Raw genomic sequence first — 15,126 nt, forward strand, 5'->3', positions numbered from 1 at the left:
CGCGAATGGAATCGCCACCGAAGATGCCTCGCCGCTACGCCCGGGACGGCTGGCCGGGTGCGCGGTCGCGCGCGGGCCGCAGCACGACCAGGGCGACGCCGACGATGGTGACGGCGCCACCGGCGATCTTCTGCAGCGTGAGCGGCTCGCCCAGCATCAGCGCGCCGGCCAGCACGCCGAACAGCGGCACCAGCATCTGGAACGGTGCCACGCGCGTGAGCGGGTAGCGGTACAGCAGGCGGTACCAGGCCCAGTACGAGACGATCACCATCGGCACGACCTGGTAGAGCAGCGCCGCGACGCCGCTCCAGGTCACGGCGCGCAGCGCCGCCATTTGGCCGCTCTCCAGGACGAGCGAGAGCACGAGCGTCTGCGGCACGATCAGCAGCGACACCCAGCAATTGAGCACGTTGGCCGACAGGGTGCCGATGCGCTTCACGTGCGCATGGTAGAGCGCGAAGAAGGCGCAGCCGAGCACCGGCAGGACGAGGGCCCAGAGATGGTCGCCCACGGCCGGCTCGCCGGCGATCAGCAGCACGCCGCCGAAGGCGATCGCCATACCGGCCCAGCCGACAGCGCCAAGCCGCTCGCCGAACCACAGGCGGGCCAGCAGGGCCGAGAACACGGCCTGCAGCTGCGACACGACCGCCATGGTGCCGGCCTCGAGATAGCGCGCGCCGGTGAACATCGTGGTGAAATGCAGCGAGCCCAGCATGAACGACAGCACCAGCAGGTCGCGCAGCCGGCCCTTGGGCCAGGGCACGAAGGGCACCATCAGCAGGAAGGCGCAGGCGAAGCGCAGGGTGACGAACAGGATCGGCGGGATCTCCTGCACGCCGACGCGCACCGCGACGAAGTTCAGCCCCCAGATCGCCATCACCACGAGAGCCAGCGCGACGTCGGATGGCCTCATGTCACCGGTTGGGCTTCCGGCCGCTGCGCCCGGCGCTCGCGGCGGATGCGGTCATAGGCGCCGTTGATGGCCGCCAGCTTGCGGTTGGCCAGCGCGATCGCCTCGGGCGGCAGGCCGCGCGCGATCAGCCGGTCAGGATGATGCACGCGCGCCAGCCGCCGATAGGCCTGCTGCACCGCCTCGTCGCCGACATCGGGCATGATGTCGAGGATGGCATAGGGATCGTCGTTCAGCTCGACGCCGGCAGCCGCGGCGACACGACGGAACTGCGTCTCGGAGAGGCCGAAGATCGTCGACACGGACCGCAAGTAGGCAAGCTTGGCGACATCGTCGACATGCACGTCGTCGGCCTTGGCGATCAGGAACAGGCCGGCCAGCACCTCTTCCAGCACCTCGGGATGCGCGGGGAACAGGCTCGCGACCTGGCGCGCATAAGCCTCGAAGCCGCTGCTGTCGCGCTTGGCCAGATCGAAGAAGCGGCCGACGTTGTCGACCTCCTCGGGCGGCACGTGGAAGAAGGAGCGGAAGGCGTCGATCTCGCGGCGTGTCACCACGCCATCGACCTTCGCCATCTTGGCCGCCAGCGCGATCACGCCGATGGTGAACGCGATATGCTGGGTCGCCGCCGGCCGGTCGCCATAAGGCGCATCCACCGCGGACGCGGCATCGGCTGCAGCCCCGCCAGCGCGAGCTGTGATCGGGGTGCCGTCACCTGCGGGCAGATCATCGGCCAGCGCGTCGTAGGCATGACCGGCCGCGGCGCCCAGCAGGGCGCCGATCGGGCCGCCAATCATCAGGCCGGCGGCGCCTCCGACGATCTTTCCCCAAACGCTCATGATGCCCGACCTCTAACCGGACCCACCCGATGATGCAACGTGCACACTGCCGCGCGACATCACATGCCCGGGACGGACGGCGGTCTTACGGAAAAATGACAGTGCCTCCGCTGTATGACGTTCACAGCAGCGGCGCGCCGACAGCGACACATGCCAAAATCACCAGGGCGAGCCGGCGGAAGAAAGCTTCGCTGGCGAGCGGAAAGAGACGCTGGCCCACCAGCCCGCCCGCGACATAGGGACCGGCCAGGATCGCGCCCAGGATCAGTGTGTCGCGCGTGACCAGCCCCTGCAGGCCCAGGCCGATCAAGGCCACCAGATCGACGGCGCCGAAATAGACGATGAAGCTGGCGCGCACCGCGGCGGCGCCGTCGGCCCCCGCCAAGTAGTAGAAAGCGATCGGCGGGCCGGCCATGCCACACAACCCGTTGAGGAAGCCGCTGGCGGCACCGGCGGCCAGGGTGGCCGGCCGCGTCGGCCGGCCGGCGAAGCGCCAGCCCATGGCCAGGATCAGCACGGCGCTGAGCACGACTCCGGAAATGGCCCAGCGCAGCGGCTCGGGATCGGCCTTCAACAGCACCAGCACGCCCAGCGGCACCGCCACGGTGGCCGCCAGCAGCAGCAGCCCGATCCGCCGCCAGTCGACCAGGCCGACGGCACCGCGCAGCATGGGCAGCGCGATGCAGAACTCGACCAGCAGGCATACCGGCACGCCGATGACCGGGCCGTAGAGGGCCGAGAACACCGGCGTCAGGATCATCGCCGCGCCGAAGCCGGCGAAGCCCCGGACCACGCCCGCCAGGAGCGCAACACCGGCGGCAACCGCCAGCGACGGCGCAATCAAATGGTCCATGGCGGTGCGCCGGATGCCGGATGAGGCGAGGCCGGGACGATCGCACATGCAGCTCCTGTCATCCCGAGCGCAGCGAGGGATCTCCTGCGGAATGGCGCACGGTGCGCTGCTCGCGGGAGATCCCTTGCTGCGCTCGGGATGACAGGAACTGCGCCCGTGGGGCATCCGGCGCCGACTCCCCAAAGAATTTGCACTTCCATGTCCCCATGTTGATTTCGAGGTCAATCTATGAGAAACTTTTATGAGTGAGCGGGTCGTCAGTCGATGGGCCGCCGAGCAGGGATGCCCATGGGCCGACCGATTCCGCGCCGCGCCGCGCTCACGACTTTGACTGGTGCCATGCTGACCGCCGCGGCCGCTACACCGGTGCTGGCGCAGCAGGCGGTGCTGCTCTACCCTCGCGCGCCCAGCCTCAGGCCCGGCTATCGGCCTCTCGAGACGCGTCCCTTCGGCGGAGTCGGCCTGCGGCGCGTGACCCTGGTCTCGGCCCAGACCGGCGAGACTTTTTCCGACATCTTCGCCCTGGGCAACCGGCCCAGCACCATCGCCATGGCCCGCTTGAGCCGGCTGATGCGCGACCCGCACAACGGCGCCACCAAGGCGATCGACCCGGCGCTGATCGAGGTGCTGGCGCGCATGCAGACCAAGCTGCAGCGGCCGATCCAGGTCCTGAGCGGCTACCGCTCGCCCGAGACCAACTTCCGCATGCACATGATGGACCCGGGTGGCGTCGCCGAGCACAGCTTCCACACGATCGGCAGGGCGGTCGACTTCACGGTGGCAGGCGCTTCGGCCGAAGCGTTGGGCCGGCTGGCGCGCCAGTGCGGCGCCGGCGGCATCGGCGTGTATGGGTCGGGCTTCGTGCATGTCGACACGGGGCCGGTGCGCAACTGGGTGGGCTAGGACTGGCCGGACCGGCAGTAAAGACAACGAGCGCGCCGGGAGGCGCGCGGTCCGGCTCAAGCGTCGTGCCCTCTGTCACGGCCCGCTCTTCTCCACGTTCCAGAAGATCGTGGCGCTCATCGGCGGCAGCCAGCCTTTGGTCTTGCTGCTGTAGGCCAGCACGCCGTACCACTCGCCGAGCGGATAGTGCGTGCCCAACATCACGGCGCGGGCCTGGATCTCGGCGGCGATCTTCTTGCGCTGCTCCATATCGGTCTGGCGCGCGAACGCCGCCCGCAGGTCCTCGATCTGCTTGTCGCAGGGCCAGCCGGGCGTGGCCTTCTCGCATGACGCGTTGAGGTTCTGCGAGATCACCGGGTCGCTGGAATCGAGGGCGCCCCAGCTCGTCGCGAACGCGTTCCAGCCCCCCTGCGCCGGCGGCTCGCGGCGGTTGGTGCGGCTGACCAGGGTCTGCCAGTCCATCGACTGCATGTCGACCTTGAAGCCGGCGCGCTCGAGCTGCGCCTTGGCGACCGGCGCCAGGTTGACCAGGAACGGCAGGTCGGTGGGCCGCATCAGCACCACGGGCGTGCCGTCGTAGCCGGCCTCCTGCAGCAACGCCTTGGCCTTGGCGACATTGCCCTCCAGACGCCCTTCGGTGCCCGCCGTGGTGGCCAGCGGCGTGCCGCAGATGAAGTAGGCCTTGCAGAGCTGGTAGAAGCGCGGATCGCCCACCTGGGCCTCGAGGAAGGGCTTCTGGTCGATGGCGTAGCCCACCGCCTCGCGGATCTTGGGATTGTCGAACGGCGGATGCAGCCAGTTGAGCCGGAACGTGTACTGGCCGGGATAGGTGCCGCGCATCAGGACGATCGACTTGTCCCCTTCCACCAGTGGCAGCAGATCCGGCGTCAACGCTTCGTTGCCGTCGATCTCGCCGGCCAGCATGGCGTTGGCCGCCACCTGCGGATCCGGCATCACGATCCATTCGATGCGGTCGACCTTGGCCACCTTGCCACCGGCCAGGCCCGACGGCGGCTCGGCACGCGGCTTGTAGTTGGCGTTGCGCACATAGACGACCTTGTCGCCGGGCTTCCATTCGTCGGCCTTGAAGATGAACGGCCCCGAGCCGGTGGCGTCGCGGATCTGCTGCGTGCCTGGCGTGTCGGCGATGCGCTTGGGCATCATGAAGGGCGCCGTGCTGCCGGGCTTGGCCAGCGACTCGATGACCAGCCCATAAGGTCCCTTCAGCGTCAGGCGGAACGTCCTGGCGTCGACGGGCACCAGCTCCTGGGTGTTCTGCATCAGGCGCTGCCCGATGCCGTCGCGCTCCGCCCAGCGCTTGATCGACTGCACGCAATCCTCGGCCGTCACCGGCTTGCCGTCGTGCCACTGCAGGCCATCGCGCAGGGTGAAGGTGTAGACCAGGCCGTCGGGGCTGACAGTGTGGCCCGCGACCATCTGCGGCTGCGGCTTGAGGTTGGCATCGAGGGCATAGAGCGTGTCGTACACGAGATAGCCGTGCGTGCGCGCGATCTGCGCCGACACCCAGATCGGGTCGATCACCTTGAGGTCGGAATGCATGACCATGCGCAAGGTCGACGGCGCCTGCGCCGACAGCGACAGCGGCCAAGCCACCGCCGCCGTCGCCAAGCCGCCAATCACGGCGCGGTACAAACGCTTCAGCATCATCAGACTCCCGTCGGGTGGCGTTTCTCCCACGCCACACCTCACCCCACCGGAGCGCCGTAGCAAGTTCCATGCCCGCTTGGCCTGCCATGCACCCGGACCGGTGCTAGGCAGCCTGCGCCAGGGCCTGGGTGAGGTCGGCGATCAGGTCGTCGGGGTCCTCGATGCCGATGCTGAGGCGGATGGTGCTGTCCTTCACGCCGCTGCGGCTGCGCACGTCGGCGGGCACGCCGGAATGGGTCGTGGTCGCGGGATGGCTGGCCAGCGATTCGGTGCCGCCCAGGCTGACGGCCAGCTTGAAGATGCGCAGCGCGTTGAGGAAGCGGAACGCTTCCGGCTGGCCGCCCACGATATCGATGCTGAAGGTCGAGCCGGCGCCGGTGCATTGCGCCTCGTAGACGCGGCGCACCACGCTGTCGCGCTCCAGCTCGCTCAGCACGTGGACTGCCTGCACGCCGGGATGGTTGCGCAGGAAGGCGGCGATGGCCTCGGCGCTCTGGGTCGCGCGCGTCATGCGCAGCGACAGCGTCTCCAGCGAGCGGCCCAGCATCCAGCACGAATGCGGATCGAGCTGGGTGCCGATGGCGCCGCGCAGCAGCCGCACCGGGCGCAGGCGCTCGGTGCTGCCGATGGCGGCGCCAGCAATGAGATCGCTGTGCCCGCCGACATACTTGGTCAGCGAATAGAGCGAGATGTCGACGCCGTGCGCCAGCGGCTTCTGGAAGAGCGGACCCAGCAGCGTGTTGTCGCACACGATCACCGGCCGCCGGCCCTGCGCCGCCTCGATCCGCGCCGCCGCGTCGCGGATCAGCGCGAAGTCGACCAGGGTGTTGAGCGGGTTGGACGGCGTCTCGACCATGATCACGCTGACCCGGCCACGGGCCATGGCGCGATCGGTGGCGAGCGCGATCTCGGTTGCGTTGATGCCGTCGGCGAAGCCTTCGGCGGCGATGCCGAACGGCGCGAAGGTGCGCGCAAGCAGCGTCTCGGTGCCGCCATAGAGCGGCTGACTGTGCAGGATGGCGTCGCCCGGGCGGGCATAGGCCAGGATGGTGGTGGCGATGGCCGACATGCCGGAGGAGAACACCAGCGCGCTCTCGCCGCCTTCGTAGATCGCCAGCCGGTCCTCGACGATCTCGCTGTTGGGGTGGTTGAAGCGCGAGTACACCAGCCCGGCCGAGCCGCGCGTCGGCGGCTCCTTGCGGCCGGCGACATAGTCGAAGAAGTCGCGGCCCTCCTCGGCCGACCGGAAGACGAAGGTCGAGGTCAGGAAGACGGGCGGCTTGACCGAGCCCTCCGACAGAGCCGGATCGTAGCCATAGCTGAGCATCAAGGTCTCCGGCCGGAGCCGATGATTGCCGATCTGGTCGGTGTGGCTGCGATCCTTGGTCATGTGCGCATCCATCCGGTGGTGAGGCGTGCGACGGAGGGACATCCGACAGCGGGACTGAGGCAAATAGTAGGCGGTGCCGATGACATGATCGAGGCCGTTTGCCCGGAGCGGACGGTGGGCACCATGCCGGCGCTCCCAATGACAACGCTTCAGCCTAGGTGTCGTTGCCCGACGGCCTGTCCCACGCCCTGCCCAGGGCTTGCGCCTCCCGCCGCCATTGCGCGCGCTGCGCTTCGCCGGCCTGGCGCCACTGCTCGCGCTGTGCCGCGGCTTCCGCCTGCCAGATCTCGTGCAGCGCCCTGGTTTCGGCAATCGTCGCCGCCGCCTGCGACGCCAGCGCCACGGCCGCTGGCTCGGCAGCGGGCAGGATTTCCGGCGCCCGCGGCGGCGCCATTGCCGCCAGGGCCGCGGATCTCGCCTTGAGATGGCTGACGATCTCGCGCCGCCGCCGTGCGAGCGTCGGTTCATTGCGGCGCGGCGCCGGGATCGTCACCATAATCGGCGGCAGGCCCGGCTGTCGCGCCGAAGCCGGCGGAAGCGTCCGGATGACGCGGGTCACCGGGGCATCGATCACACTCGATACCGGCTCCTTGAACCGCCGCCCGACGGGATCGGGCGGCGGCGTGTGCTGCTGGGCCTTGGCCCGCTCGACCAGGAGCTCGCGCACGGCCACGCCGGCGGCGTGCAGGACCGGCGGCAGGCGATCGCGGCGCAGCAGCAGGGCGCCTGAAGCGCCGACCACGAAGGGCACGAAGGTCGGCACGTCGGCCGGCGCCCCCATGATCGCCGACACGATGTCGAGCACCACGGTGGCGACCAGCAGCGAGCCCGCAATGGTGCCGCCCGCCGCCATGAGAAAGGCGCCAGGCGATACGCGCCGGTCCTGAGGCGGCGCCCCCTTCTTCCTCTTCTTGTTCTCTTTCCTGTTGCGCTTGCTCGCCGGCCACCGCCATGCCACGAGCCGCTCGGCCACCGCCAGCAGGCCGATGCCCCACAGGAACCCGATGAACACGCTTGCCAGCATCAGGGCCATGGCGACTGCTCGCTAACCAGAATGGCCGAAAGCGCGCCGCTCCCGCGGCGCGCTCCCGGCAGCAGCAACCGGCGCGTCAGTCCTTGTCCGGCGCGGCCGTGGGCGGCACCGTCCACTGCGTCGTCGCAGGCGGCGTGGCAGCGCCTGCACCCTTGGTCGCCGTCGTCGCCGCCATCAGCGACTGCACCGGGTTGGCGCCGCCGGCGAAGCCGGCTTCGGCCAGCAGCTTGTCGATCACCGGCGCGTTGGCGCGATAGGCGAGCAGCGTGTTCAGCAGCGAGTCGGCATTGCCGCCGCCGGTGCCGTTGACACCGTTGCCCGCGGCGTGGCCCGGCAGGCCGCCGCCCATGTCGATGATGCGCACGTCGCCGATCTTCTCCAGCGGCTTGACCGCCTCGGCCAGCGCCAGCGGCAGGATCCGCAGCCGCTCCTTGGTGACCTCCAGCTCGATGACGGCCGTCGACATGGCGTTGCGCGCCTCGTTGATCTTGCGCTGGCCTTCGGCTTCGACGTCATAGGTCTTGGCCTGGGCCTCGGCCCTGATCTTGGCGGCGTCGGCGTCGGCCTGCGCCTCGGTGCGGATCGCGGTCGCCTTGTCGTCGGCCGCCTGCTTCTCGGCCTGGGCGGCGATCGTCACCTTGGCAGCGTCCTGCTCGGCCTGCTGACGCGCGGTGATGACGGCCGTCTGGCGCTGACGCTCGGCGATCGCGACCTGCTTGGCGGTCTCGACACTTTCGGTCGCCGACGTCGCCAGCGCCCGGGCCTCCTCGGCCTTGGCGCGCGCCTCGCTTTCGGCCCGGCTCTTGTCGGCCACCGCGATGGCGCGGTCCTGGTCGGCGATCTCGACGTCACGCTTCTTGGCGATGGCCAAGGTCTCGGCGGTGCGCTCGCTCTCGATCTGGCGCTGGCGAATGGCGAGGTCGGCTTCGATGCCGGCCGTTTCCTGCGCCTGCTTGGCGGTCGCGGTGCGCTGGGCGATCGCCTGCTCGGCAGCGATGCGCGCCTGCTCCTCGGCCTGGCGCGCCTCGGCCTCCTTCTGGGCGGCGGCAGCACGCGTCTCGGCCGTCTTGTTGACGATGTCGCGCTGCTGCGAGAGCTCGGCTTCCTTCTTCTGCCGGTCGATATCGAGCGTGCGCTGGCGCGCCTCGAGATCCTGCTGCGCGATCGTGACCTCGGTGTTGCGCACCGTCAGATTGCGCTCCTGGCGGCGCGACTCGGTGATCTTGGTCAGCGCCGTCAAGCCCTCGGCGTCGAAGGCGTTGTTGGGGTTGAAATACTTGGTGTCGGTCTGGTCGAGCTTGGTGAGCGAGGCGCTCTCCAGCTCCAGGCCGTTCAGCTCGAGGTCGCGCGCCACAGCGGTCTGCACCGATTGCACGAACGTGGCGCGCTGCTCCTGCAGCTCGGCCAGCGCCATGGTGGCGGCGACGCTGCGCAGGGCATCGACGAACTTCGCCTCGACCAGCGCCCGCAGCTGCTCGGCGTCATTGGTGCGGTCGCCCAGGGTCTGCGCCGCGAGCGCGATGGAGGAGCCGTCGGGCTTGACGCGGACATAGAATTCGACGCCGATATCGGCGCGCATGCGGTCGCGTGTAATCATGGCGTCGGCGTTGTCGCGGCGCACCTCCAGGCGCAAGGTCTGGAGATTGACCCAGGCGATGCTCTGGAAAACCGGCAGCACGATCGAGCCGCCGTCGAGCACGACCTTCTGCCCGCCCAGGCCGGTGCGGACATAGGCGCGATCCTTCTCGGCGCGGATGTACAGGCGCGCGATCACCAGGCCGATCGCCAGCAGCGCGACCAGGCCGATGATGGCCGGCACAGCCAGTTGCAACAGCTTCTCCATGACGAACCCCTCCTATGCCGGCGACATTGCGCGCGCCGGTGCGACGTCAAGACGACCGCGACGAAGCCACAACGCTACGATGCCCGATGCTCGGTCAGACGCGAGTCGGCGGCGGTGACGGCCAGAACGCCGCCGGCACGCACCTCGATCACCAGGACCGAGGCCCCGGCGGCGAAGACCTGCTCCGGGTCGGCGGGCTCGACCCGCGGCCAGTGCGTGTTGCCGTAGCGGTCACGGATGCGGGCCCGCGCCACCACGCCGCTTTTCACCGGACCGACCGTCACCTCGCCGACCAGGCCGACGAAGTCGGCGCCGCTCTGCACATAGCTTTCGTCGCGCGGCACGACGCGCGCGACGAGCCGGGTGAGATGGCGCGTGCAGAAGAAGGCCGGCACCACCACCAGCAACATCGCCAGCCATCCGGGCACGTAGAAGCCTGCTGTGCTGACCAACGTCTGCAGCACCATGCCCAGGCCGGCGAACGCCGCCAGCAGGGCGATGATCAGCACCAGCAGCGGCACACGGCCGGCGTTCAGCCAGTCCAGCGCCGTGCCGAACACCCCCTGGCTCTGGCCCTCTGGCTTGGCGACGGCGCCGTGGTCGACGGCGTGGTCCAGCGCCGTGCCGCCGGCGGCCTCGACGTGCCCGGCATCGAGATGCAGGCCGTCGTGCCCGACGGCGTGGTCGATCAGGGCCGACAGCGGCTTGCCGGCCAGCAGCGTCACGAGCTCGATCAGCAGCAGGCCGAGCAGCACCAGCGCCGCGATCGAGAACGGTGCGACGTCCGGGTGGGTGAAGAAATCCAGCATCGGCGCACCCAGGATGACATCAGCCCTGACCCGCTTTCAAGCGGGCCAGGCGCTCGGCGACGGCATGCTTGCGCGCCAGCTCGTTGAGATCGTCCAGCGCCTTCTGGTCGGCGGCCGGCGTGCCGGACGGAACGCCGGTCAGGCGCTCGATGGCGGCCTGGGCGCGCTCGACCTTGCCGGTCGCCTTCGAGACCCGCGTCTCGCCCTCGGGCCCGCCGCTGCCGCCGGTCGCCGCCTGGCGCGTGCGCTTGAGGTCGGCCAGCCGCGCCTCAGCCTCGCGCCGGCTGGCGCGCACCGCGTCGAGCGTCTGGTTGAGCTGGGCGATCTTCTCGTCGGCATCGACGGCCAACCGAGCCAGCACGCCCAGCTGCGCCTCGATGTCGAGCTGGCGGTCGATCCCGGCCTCGGCGAGATCGTCACGCCCCTTGCCGACCGCGACCTTGACGTTGTCGTCGAGGTCGGCGCGCTCGCGCTCCAGCTCCTTGCGGCGCAGGTCCAGCCGCGCCTTCTCGGCCATCGCCTTGCCGAGCTCGCCGCGCACCTCGTCGGCGGCGGTGTCGATCTCGCGGATGGCCTGCTCCATGACCGCTTCGGGATTGACGTCCTCGGCCACGCCGATGGCGGCGTGGGTCATGCCGGCGATCACACGGCCGATACGGGTCACAACGGTCTCGGTAGCCATGGTCTGCTCCTCCTGCCCTCGGCGGGCGATGTCGCGATCCGACTCGATCCTCAACTCCCACCCCCCGGGCTGGCGCACCAGCCGCGCCGGCGCGCCGCCAGGCCATGCCGGCCCGTAGCCGGCGACGGCGAACGGCACGCCGATGCGGCCTTCCAGCGTCGCGATCGACACGCTGGCGATGCCGCGCACGGAGTAGAGCCGCTCGTCGAGCGGCACGCCGTCCACCGCGAGGCCGCGGCGGCGCGCTGCCCAGTCGCGCAGGGCAAGCGTCGTGAGCTGGGCGGGCAAGCCGCCCTGCTGGCGCGCCCGCTCGTAGAAGTTCCGGTGCAGCGCGACGTGGTCGGCGGAGTGGCCGGGCGGGATGGTGGCATCCAGCCACTGCGCCAGCGCCGCGTAGGCATCTGCCAGCCGCTCCAGGGCCAGGACCGCGGCGACATCGGGCTCCAAACGCAGGCGGATGAAACCGCCGGGGGATGTTCTGGATCGTCGGGCCACATGCAAATCATAAAGTAAGACTTTTATACTTTTCAACAGGCATGTCAATTATTTTTGTGGCGAACACTCACTTTATATCACCGATACACCATCCCGTCGAAACTGCCTTCCCCCAGTTGGGGGAGGAATCGGGTTGGCGCGGGCGCCGGGGTGGCGCCATATATCGCCCATGCCCGATACCCACGTTGCACGCCTTCCCATGCCCTGGCTGCAGCGGCGGCCGCCGATCGAGGGCGGCCGGCCGTTCAAGGTCGTGTCCGAGTACGAGCCGGCCGGCGACCAGCCCGAGGCGATCCGCCAGCTCATCGCCGGCGTCCACCAGGGCGAGACCGACCAGGTGCTGCTGGGCGTCACCGGCTCGGGCAAGACCTTCACCATGGCCAACGTGATCGCGGCGGTGAACCGCCCGACGCTGATCATGGCGCCCAACAAGACGCTGGCGGCGCAGCTCTACGGCGAGATGAAGGGGTTCTTCCCGGAGAACGCGGTCGAGTACTTCGTCTCGTACTACGACTACTACCAGCCCGAGGCCTACGTGCCGCGCAGCGACACGTATATCGAGAAGGATTCGTCGATCAACGAGCAGATCGACCGATTGCGACACGCCGCCACGCGCGCCCTGATGGAGCGCAACGACGTGGTGATCGTGGCCTCGGTGTCGTGCATCTACGGCATCGGTCCGCTCGAGAACTACCAGGCGATGACCTTCCGCCTCGGCGTCGGCGACAAGGTCGACCGCGCCGAGCTGCTGCGCCGGCTGGTGGAGATCCAGTACAAGCGCAACGACCAGGCCTTCACGCGCGGCACGTTCCGTGCCCGCGGCGACACGGTCGAGATCTTCCCGGCGCACTACGAGGACCGCGCCTGGCGCATCTCGCTGTTCGACGACGAGATCGACGCCATCGCCGAGTTCGACCCGCTGACCGGCGAGAAGACGACCGGCCTGCAGGACATCGTGGTCTACGCCAACAGCCACTATGTCACGCCCAAGCCGACCATGACCGGCGCCATCCAGAAGATCCGCGACGATCTCAAGAAGCGGCTGGACGAGTTCACGCGCGCCGGCCGGCTGCTGGAAGCCGAGCGCCTGGCGCAGCGCACGCAGTTCGACCTCGAGATGCTGGAGACCACCGGCTCCTGCGCCGGCATCGAGAACTACTCGCGCTACCTGACCGGCCGCAACCCTGGCGAGCCGCCGCCGTCGCTGTTCGAGTATTTCCCCGAGGGATCGCTGCTGATCGCCGACGAGAGCCACGTCACCGTGCCGCAGATCGGCGGCATGTTCCGCGGCGACTTCAACCGCAAGAGCGTGCTCGCCGAATACGGCTTCCGCCTGCCCTCCTGCATCGACAACCGGCCGCTGAAGTTCGAGGAATGGGACGCGATGCGGCCGTTGTCGATGTTCGTGTCGGCGACGCCGGGGCCGTGGGAGATGGAGCGCACCGGCGGTGTGTTCGTCGAGCAGGTGATCCGGCCCACCGGCCTGATCGACCCGGTGTGCATCATCCGGCCGGTCGAGAAGCAGGTCGACGACCTGCTGGCCGAGTGCCGCGACTGCGCCAGGCGCGGCGAGCGCGTGCTGGTGACGACGCTCACCAAGCGCATGGCCGAGGACCTCACCGAGTACATGCACGAGGCCGGCATCCGCTGCCGCTACCTGCATTCCGACATCGACACGCTGGAGCGCATCGAGATCATCCGCGACCTGCGGCTGGGCGCCTTCGACGTGCTGATTGGCATCAACCTGCTGCGCGAGGGGCTCGACATCCCCGAATGCGCCCTGGTCGCGATCCTCGACGCCGACAAGGAGGGCTTCCTGCGCTCGCCGACGTCGCTGGTGCAGACCATCGGCCGCGCCGCGCGCAACGTCGACGGCCGCGTGATCCTCTACGCCGATCGCATGACAGACGCGCTGAACTACGCCATCGGCGAGACCGAGCGTCGGCGCGCCAAGCAGCAGGCCTACAACGAGGCCCACGGCATCACGCCGGCCTCGATCCGCAAGAACATCAACGAGGTGCTGCAGTCGATCGCCGAGCGCGACCACTACACGGTCGACACCGGCGTCTCGGGCGACGTGCAGCTGATCGGCCACAACCTGCAGACCCACATCGCCGAGCTCGAGAAGCGCATGCGCGATGCCGCCGCCAACCTCGAGTTCGAGGAGGCGGCGCGGCTGCGCGACGAGATCCGCCGGCTGGAGGAGAACGACCTCGGCCTGCCCGCCGCGCGGCCGGCAGCCGGCGGCGGCAGCAGCGCGCCCACGCCTTATGGCAAGGTCCAGAACTCGCGCACCTTCCGCGGCGTGAAGACCGGCTCCGGCTCGCGCGGCAAGCCGGCCCGCCGCAGCGGCCGGCGGTAAGGCCTGGGAGTGCCGGCTGGAAGCCGGCGCTCCCGGAAAAAGTCACGCACGGCAGCGTTGCAAGCTTCAGGGCTGCGTCGCAATCACAGCGTCGGTAGGGTTCGTGGCCTTGACCACCGCCGCCACTTCCGCTCCCGTCGACACCCGTCTCTACATCATCGCCGTGCTGTCGCTGACGGCGGTGCAGATGCTGTCGACCATCGCCTTCAACATCGGCGCGGTGCTGGCGCCGGTGGCCGCGCCTGACCTGGGCGTTGCCGCCGATGACGTCGCCTACTACGTCTCGGCTGTCTACCTGGTCTCGATCTATGCGGCGATGGCCGGCGGCCCGATGGCAGTGCGCCTGGGCCCGGTCCGCCTGACGCAGTGCGGCCTGACCATCTCGGCGATCGCCTGCCTCTCGCTGGCTTCCGGCCACGTGGTGCTGGCAGCATTATCCGCCATCATCCTCGGCCTTGGTGGCGGTCCGCTGACGGCCGCCAGCTCGCAGATTCTGGCGCGGGTGACGCCGCAGCGCCTGTCGAACCTGACCTTCTCCATCAAGCAGAGCGGCGTGCCGCTGGGCTATGCCCTGGCCGGCGCGCTGATCCCGATCAGCGTCGAGCTGCATGGCTGGCAGGCCGTCGCAGCGGCGATCGCCGTCATATGCCTGATGACGGCGCTGGCGCTGCAGCCGCTGCGCGCGCTCTACGACCGGGACGGCGTCACGACGGGCCGCCTGCTGCCCACGTTCCAGCAGATCGTCGATCCCTTGAAGCGCGCCTGGGCCGATCCGGTGCTGCGCCGCCTCTGCCTGGCGGCGATGTTCTTCTCCGCCATGCAGGCCACGATCGTGAACTTCACGATTCTCTACGGCGTCAATGGCCTGCTTCTGGACTATGTCGCCGCCGGGCTCCTGCTGTCGGTCGCCACCGCCGCCGGCATGGTGGGCCGCGTCTTCTGGGGCGCGCTGGCCGACGCCACGCGCCGGCCGCTGGCGATGCTGGCGCTGCTGGGCGCGATCATGACCCTGGGCGGCTTCGCGATGGCGGCAGCCCAGCTCGGCTGGCCGTCCTGGGTGCTGCATGGCGTGGCCATCGTGCTGGGCGGCTCGGCGATCGGCTGGAACGGCGTGTTCATCTCCGAGTGCGCGCGGCGCGCGCCGCCGGGGCGCGCCGGCGAATTCGTCGGCGCCACATCGTTCTTCGTCTTCCTCGGACCGGTGCTGTGGCCGGTGATGTTCCGCGCCATCCTCTATGCCACGCAGTCGTACCCGGCCGGCTTTGCGATCATGGCGACGGCCACCGGCGTGAGCGCCGTGGCGATCACCGGCCTCCTGCGGCGCGGCGAGCGCTAGCGC

At 69.5% G+C, this 15,126-nt stretch carries 12 protein-coding genes; 3 read left to right on the forward strand and 9 right to left on the reverse strand.

Annotated elements, in window-relative coordinates:
- Positions 1–34: 34 nt before the first annotated feature.
- The 3 genes from FHP25_RS20595 to FHP25_RS20605 all read right to left on the reverse strand — a co-directional run bounded on the left by FHP25_RS20595 (position 35) and on the right by FHP25_RS20605 (position 2,650).
- Positions 35–913, reverse strand: a complete 879-nt coding sequence (locus FHP25_RS20595; protein WP_147848843.1) for a DMT family transporter — start codon at positions 911–913, stop codon at positions 35–37.
- Positions 910–1,749, reverse strand: a complete 840-nt coding sequence (locus FHP25_RS20600; RefSeq protein WP_147848844.1) for a TerB family tellurite resistance protein — start codon at positions 1,747–1,749, stop codon at positions 910–912. The genes FHP25_RS20595 and FHP25_RS20600 overlap by 4 nt, the downstream gene beginning before the upstream one ends.
- Positions 1,750–1,870: 121 nt before the next feature.
- Entirely contained in the window at positions 1,871–2,650 is a 780-nt protein-coding gene (locus FHP25_RS20605; RefSeq protein WP_178133660.1) for a sulfite exporter TauE/SafE family protein, read from the reverse strand.
- A 240-nt stretch (positions 2,651–2,890) separates the two neighbouring features.
- Here FHP25_RS20605 and FHP25_RS20610 point away from each other — a divergent pair, with 240 nt between their 5' ends.
- Positions 2,891–3,505, forward strand: coding sequence for a YcbK family protein (locus FHP25_RS20610; protein ID WP_178133661.1), 615 nt, complete (start codon positions 2,891–2,893; stop codon positions 3,503–3,505).
- 75 nt (positions 3,506–3,580) lie between these two features.
- On the opposite strand, the gene FHP25_RS20615 is transcribed toward FHP25_RS20610, so the two are convergent.
- The 6 genes from FHP25_RS20615 to FHP25_RS20640 form a co-directional block, all read right to left on the reverse strand.
- The gene (locus tag FHP25_RS20615) at positions 3,581–5,170 is read right to left on the reverse strand and encodes an ABC transporter substrate-binding protein (RefSeq protein WP_218578477.1); all 1,590 of its coding nucleotides are present in this window, start codon (positions 5,168–5,170) and stop codon (positions 3,581–3,583) included.
- A gap of 106 nt (positions 5,171–5,276) precedes the next feature.
- Complete coding sequence (locus tag FHP25_RS20620) at positions 5,277–6,563, reverse strand: cystathionine gamma-synthase family protein (protein ID WP_147848847.1); 1,287 nt, start codon at positions 6,561–6,563, stop codon at positions 5,277–5,279.
- Positions 6,564–6,717: 154 nt separating this feature from the next.
- The gene (locus FHP25_RS20625; RefSeq protein ID WP_147848848.1) at positions 6,718–7,596 is read right to left on the reverse strand and encodes a hypothetical protein; all 879 of its coding nucleotides are present in this window, start codon (positions 7,594–7,596) and stop codon (positions 6,718–6,720) included.
- A gap of 76 nt (positions 7,597–7,672) precedes the next feature.
- Positions 7,673–9,439: a flotillin family protein gene (locus tag FHP25_RS20630; protein WP_147848849.1), complete on the reverse strand. Its 1,767-nt coding sequence runs from the start codon at positions 9,437–9,439 to the stop codon at positions 7,673–7,675.
- Between the two features lie 74 nt (positions 9,440–9,513).
- Positions 9,514–10,248, reverse strand: a complete 735-nt coding sequence (locus tag FHP25_RS20635; RefSeq protein WP_147848850.1) for an OB-fold-containig protein — start codon at positions 10,246–10,248, stop codon at positions 9,514–9,516.
- A 19-nt stretch (positions 10,249–10,267) separates the two neighbouring features.
- Positions 10,268–11,425: a PspA/IM30 family protein gene (locus FHP25_RS20640; protein ID WP_178133662.1), complete on the reverse strand. Its 1,158-nt coding sequence runs from the start codon at positions 11,423–11,425 to the stop codon at positions 10,268–10,270.
- A 76-nt stretch (positions 11,426–11,501) separates the two neighbouring features.
- On the opposite strand from FHP25_RS20640, the gene uvrB reads away from it, so the two are divergent.
- Both uvrB and FHP25_RS20650 read left to right on the forward strand, forming a co-directional pair.
- Complete coding sequence (gene uvrB / locus FHP25_RS20645; RefSeq protein WP_408068537.1) at positions 11,502–13,787, forward strand: excinuclease ABC subunit UvrB; 2,286 nt, start codon at positions 11,502–11,504, stop codon at positions 13,785–13,787.
- 103 nt (positions 13,788–13,890) lie between these two features.
- Positions 13,891–15,123, forward strand: a complete 1,233-nt coding sequence (locus FHP25_RS20650; protein ID WP_147848853.1) for an MFS transporter — start codon at positions 13,891–13,893, stop codon at positions 15,121–15,123.
- Positions 15,124–15,126 lie beyond the last annotated feature (3 nt).

The organism is Vineibacter terrae (assembly GCF_008039615.1).
Classification (GTDB): Bacteria; Pseudomonadota; Alphaproteobacteria; order Reyranellales; family Reyranellaceae; genus Vineibacter; species Vineibacter terrae.

Coding starts and splice junctions, on each gene's coding strand:
- FHP25_RS20600 (WP_147848844.1), bottom strand. CDS start 1,749: ATGAGCGTTTGGGGAAAGATCGTCGGAGGCGCCGCCGGCCTGATGATT.
- FHP25_RS20620 (WP_147848847.1), bottom strand. CDS start 6,563: ATGACCAAGGATCGCAGCCACACCGACCAGATCGGCAATCATCGGCTC.
- FHP25_RS20595 (WP_147848843.1), bottom strand. CDS start 913: ATGAGGCCATCCGACGTCGCGCTGGCTCTCGTGGTGATGGCGATCTGG.
- FHP25_RS20615 (WP_218578477.1), bottom strand. CDS start 5,170: ATGCTGAAGCGTTTGTACCGCGCCGTGATTGGCGGCTTGGCGACGGCG.
- FHP25_RS20635 (WP_147848850.1), bottom strand. CDS start 10,248: ATGCTGGATTTCTTCACCCACCCGGACGTCGCACCGTTCTCGATCGCG.
- FHP25_RS20630 (WP_147848849.1), bottom strand. CDS start 9,439: ATGGAGAAGCTGTTGCAACTGGCTGTGCCGGCCATCATCGGCCTGGTC.
- FHP25_RS20610 (WP_178133661.1), top strand. CDS start 2,891: ATGGGCCGACCGATTCCGCGCCGCGCCGCGCTCACGACTTTGACTGGT.
- FHP25_RS20605 (WP_178133660.1), bottom strand. CDS start 2,650: ATGTGCGATCGTCCCGGCCTCGCCTCATCCGGCATCCGGCGCACCGCC.
- FHP25_RS20625 (WP_147848848.1), bottom strand. CDS start 7,596: ATGGCCCTGATGCTGGCAAGCGTGTTCATCGGGTTCCTGTGGGGCATC.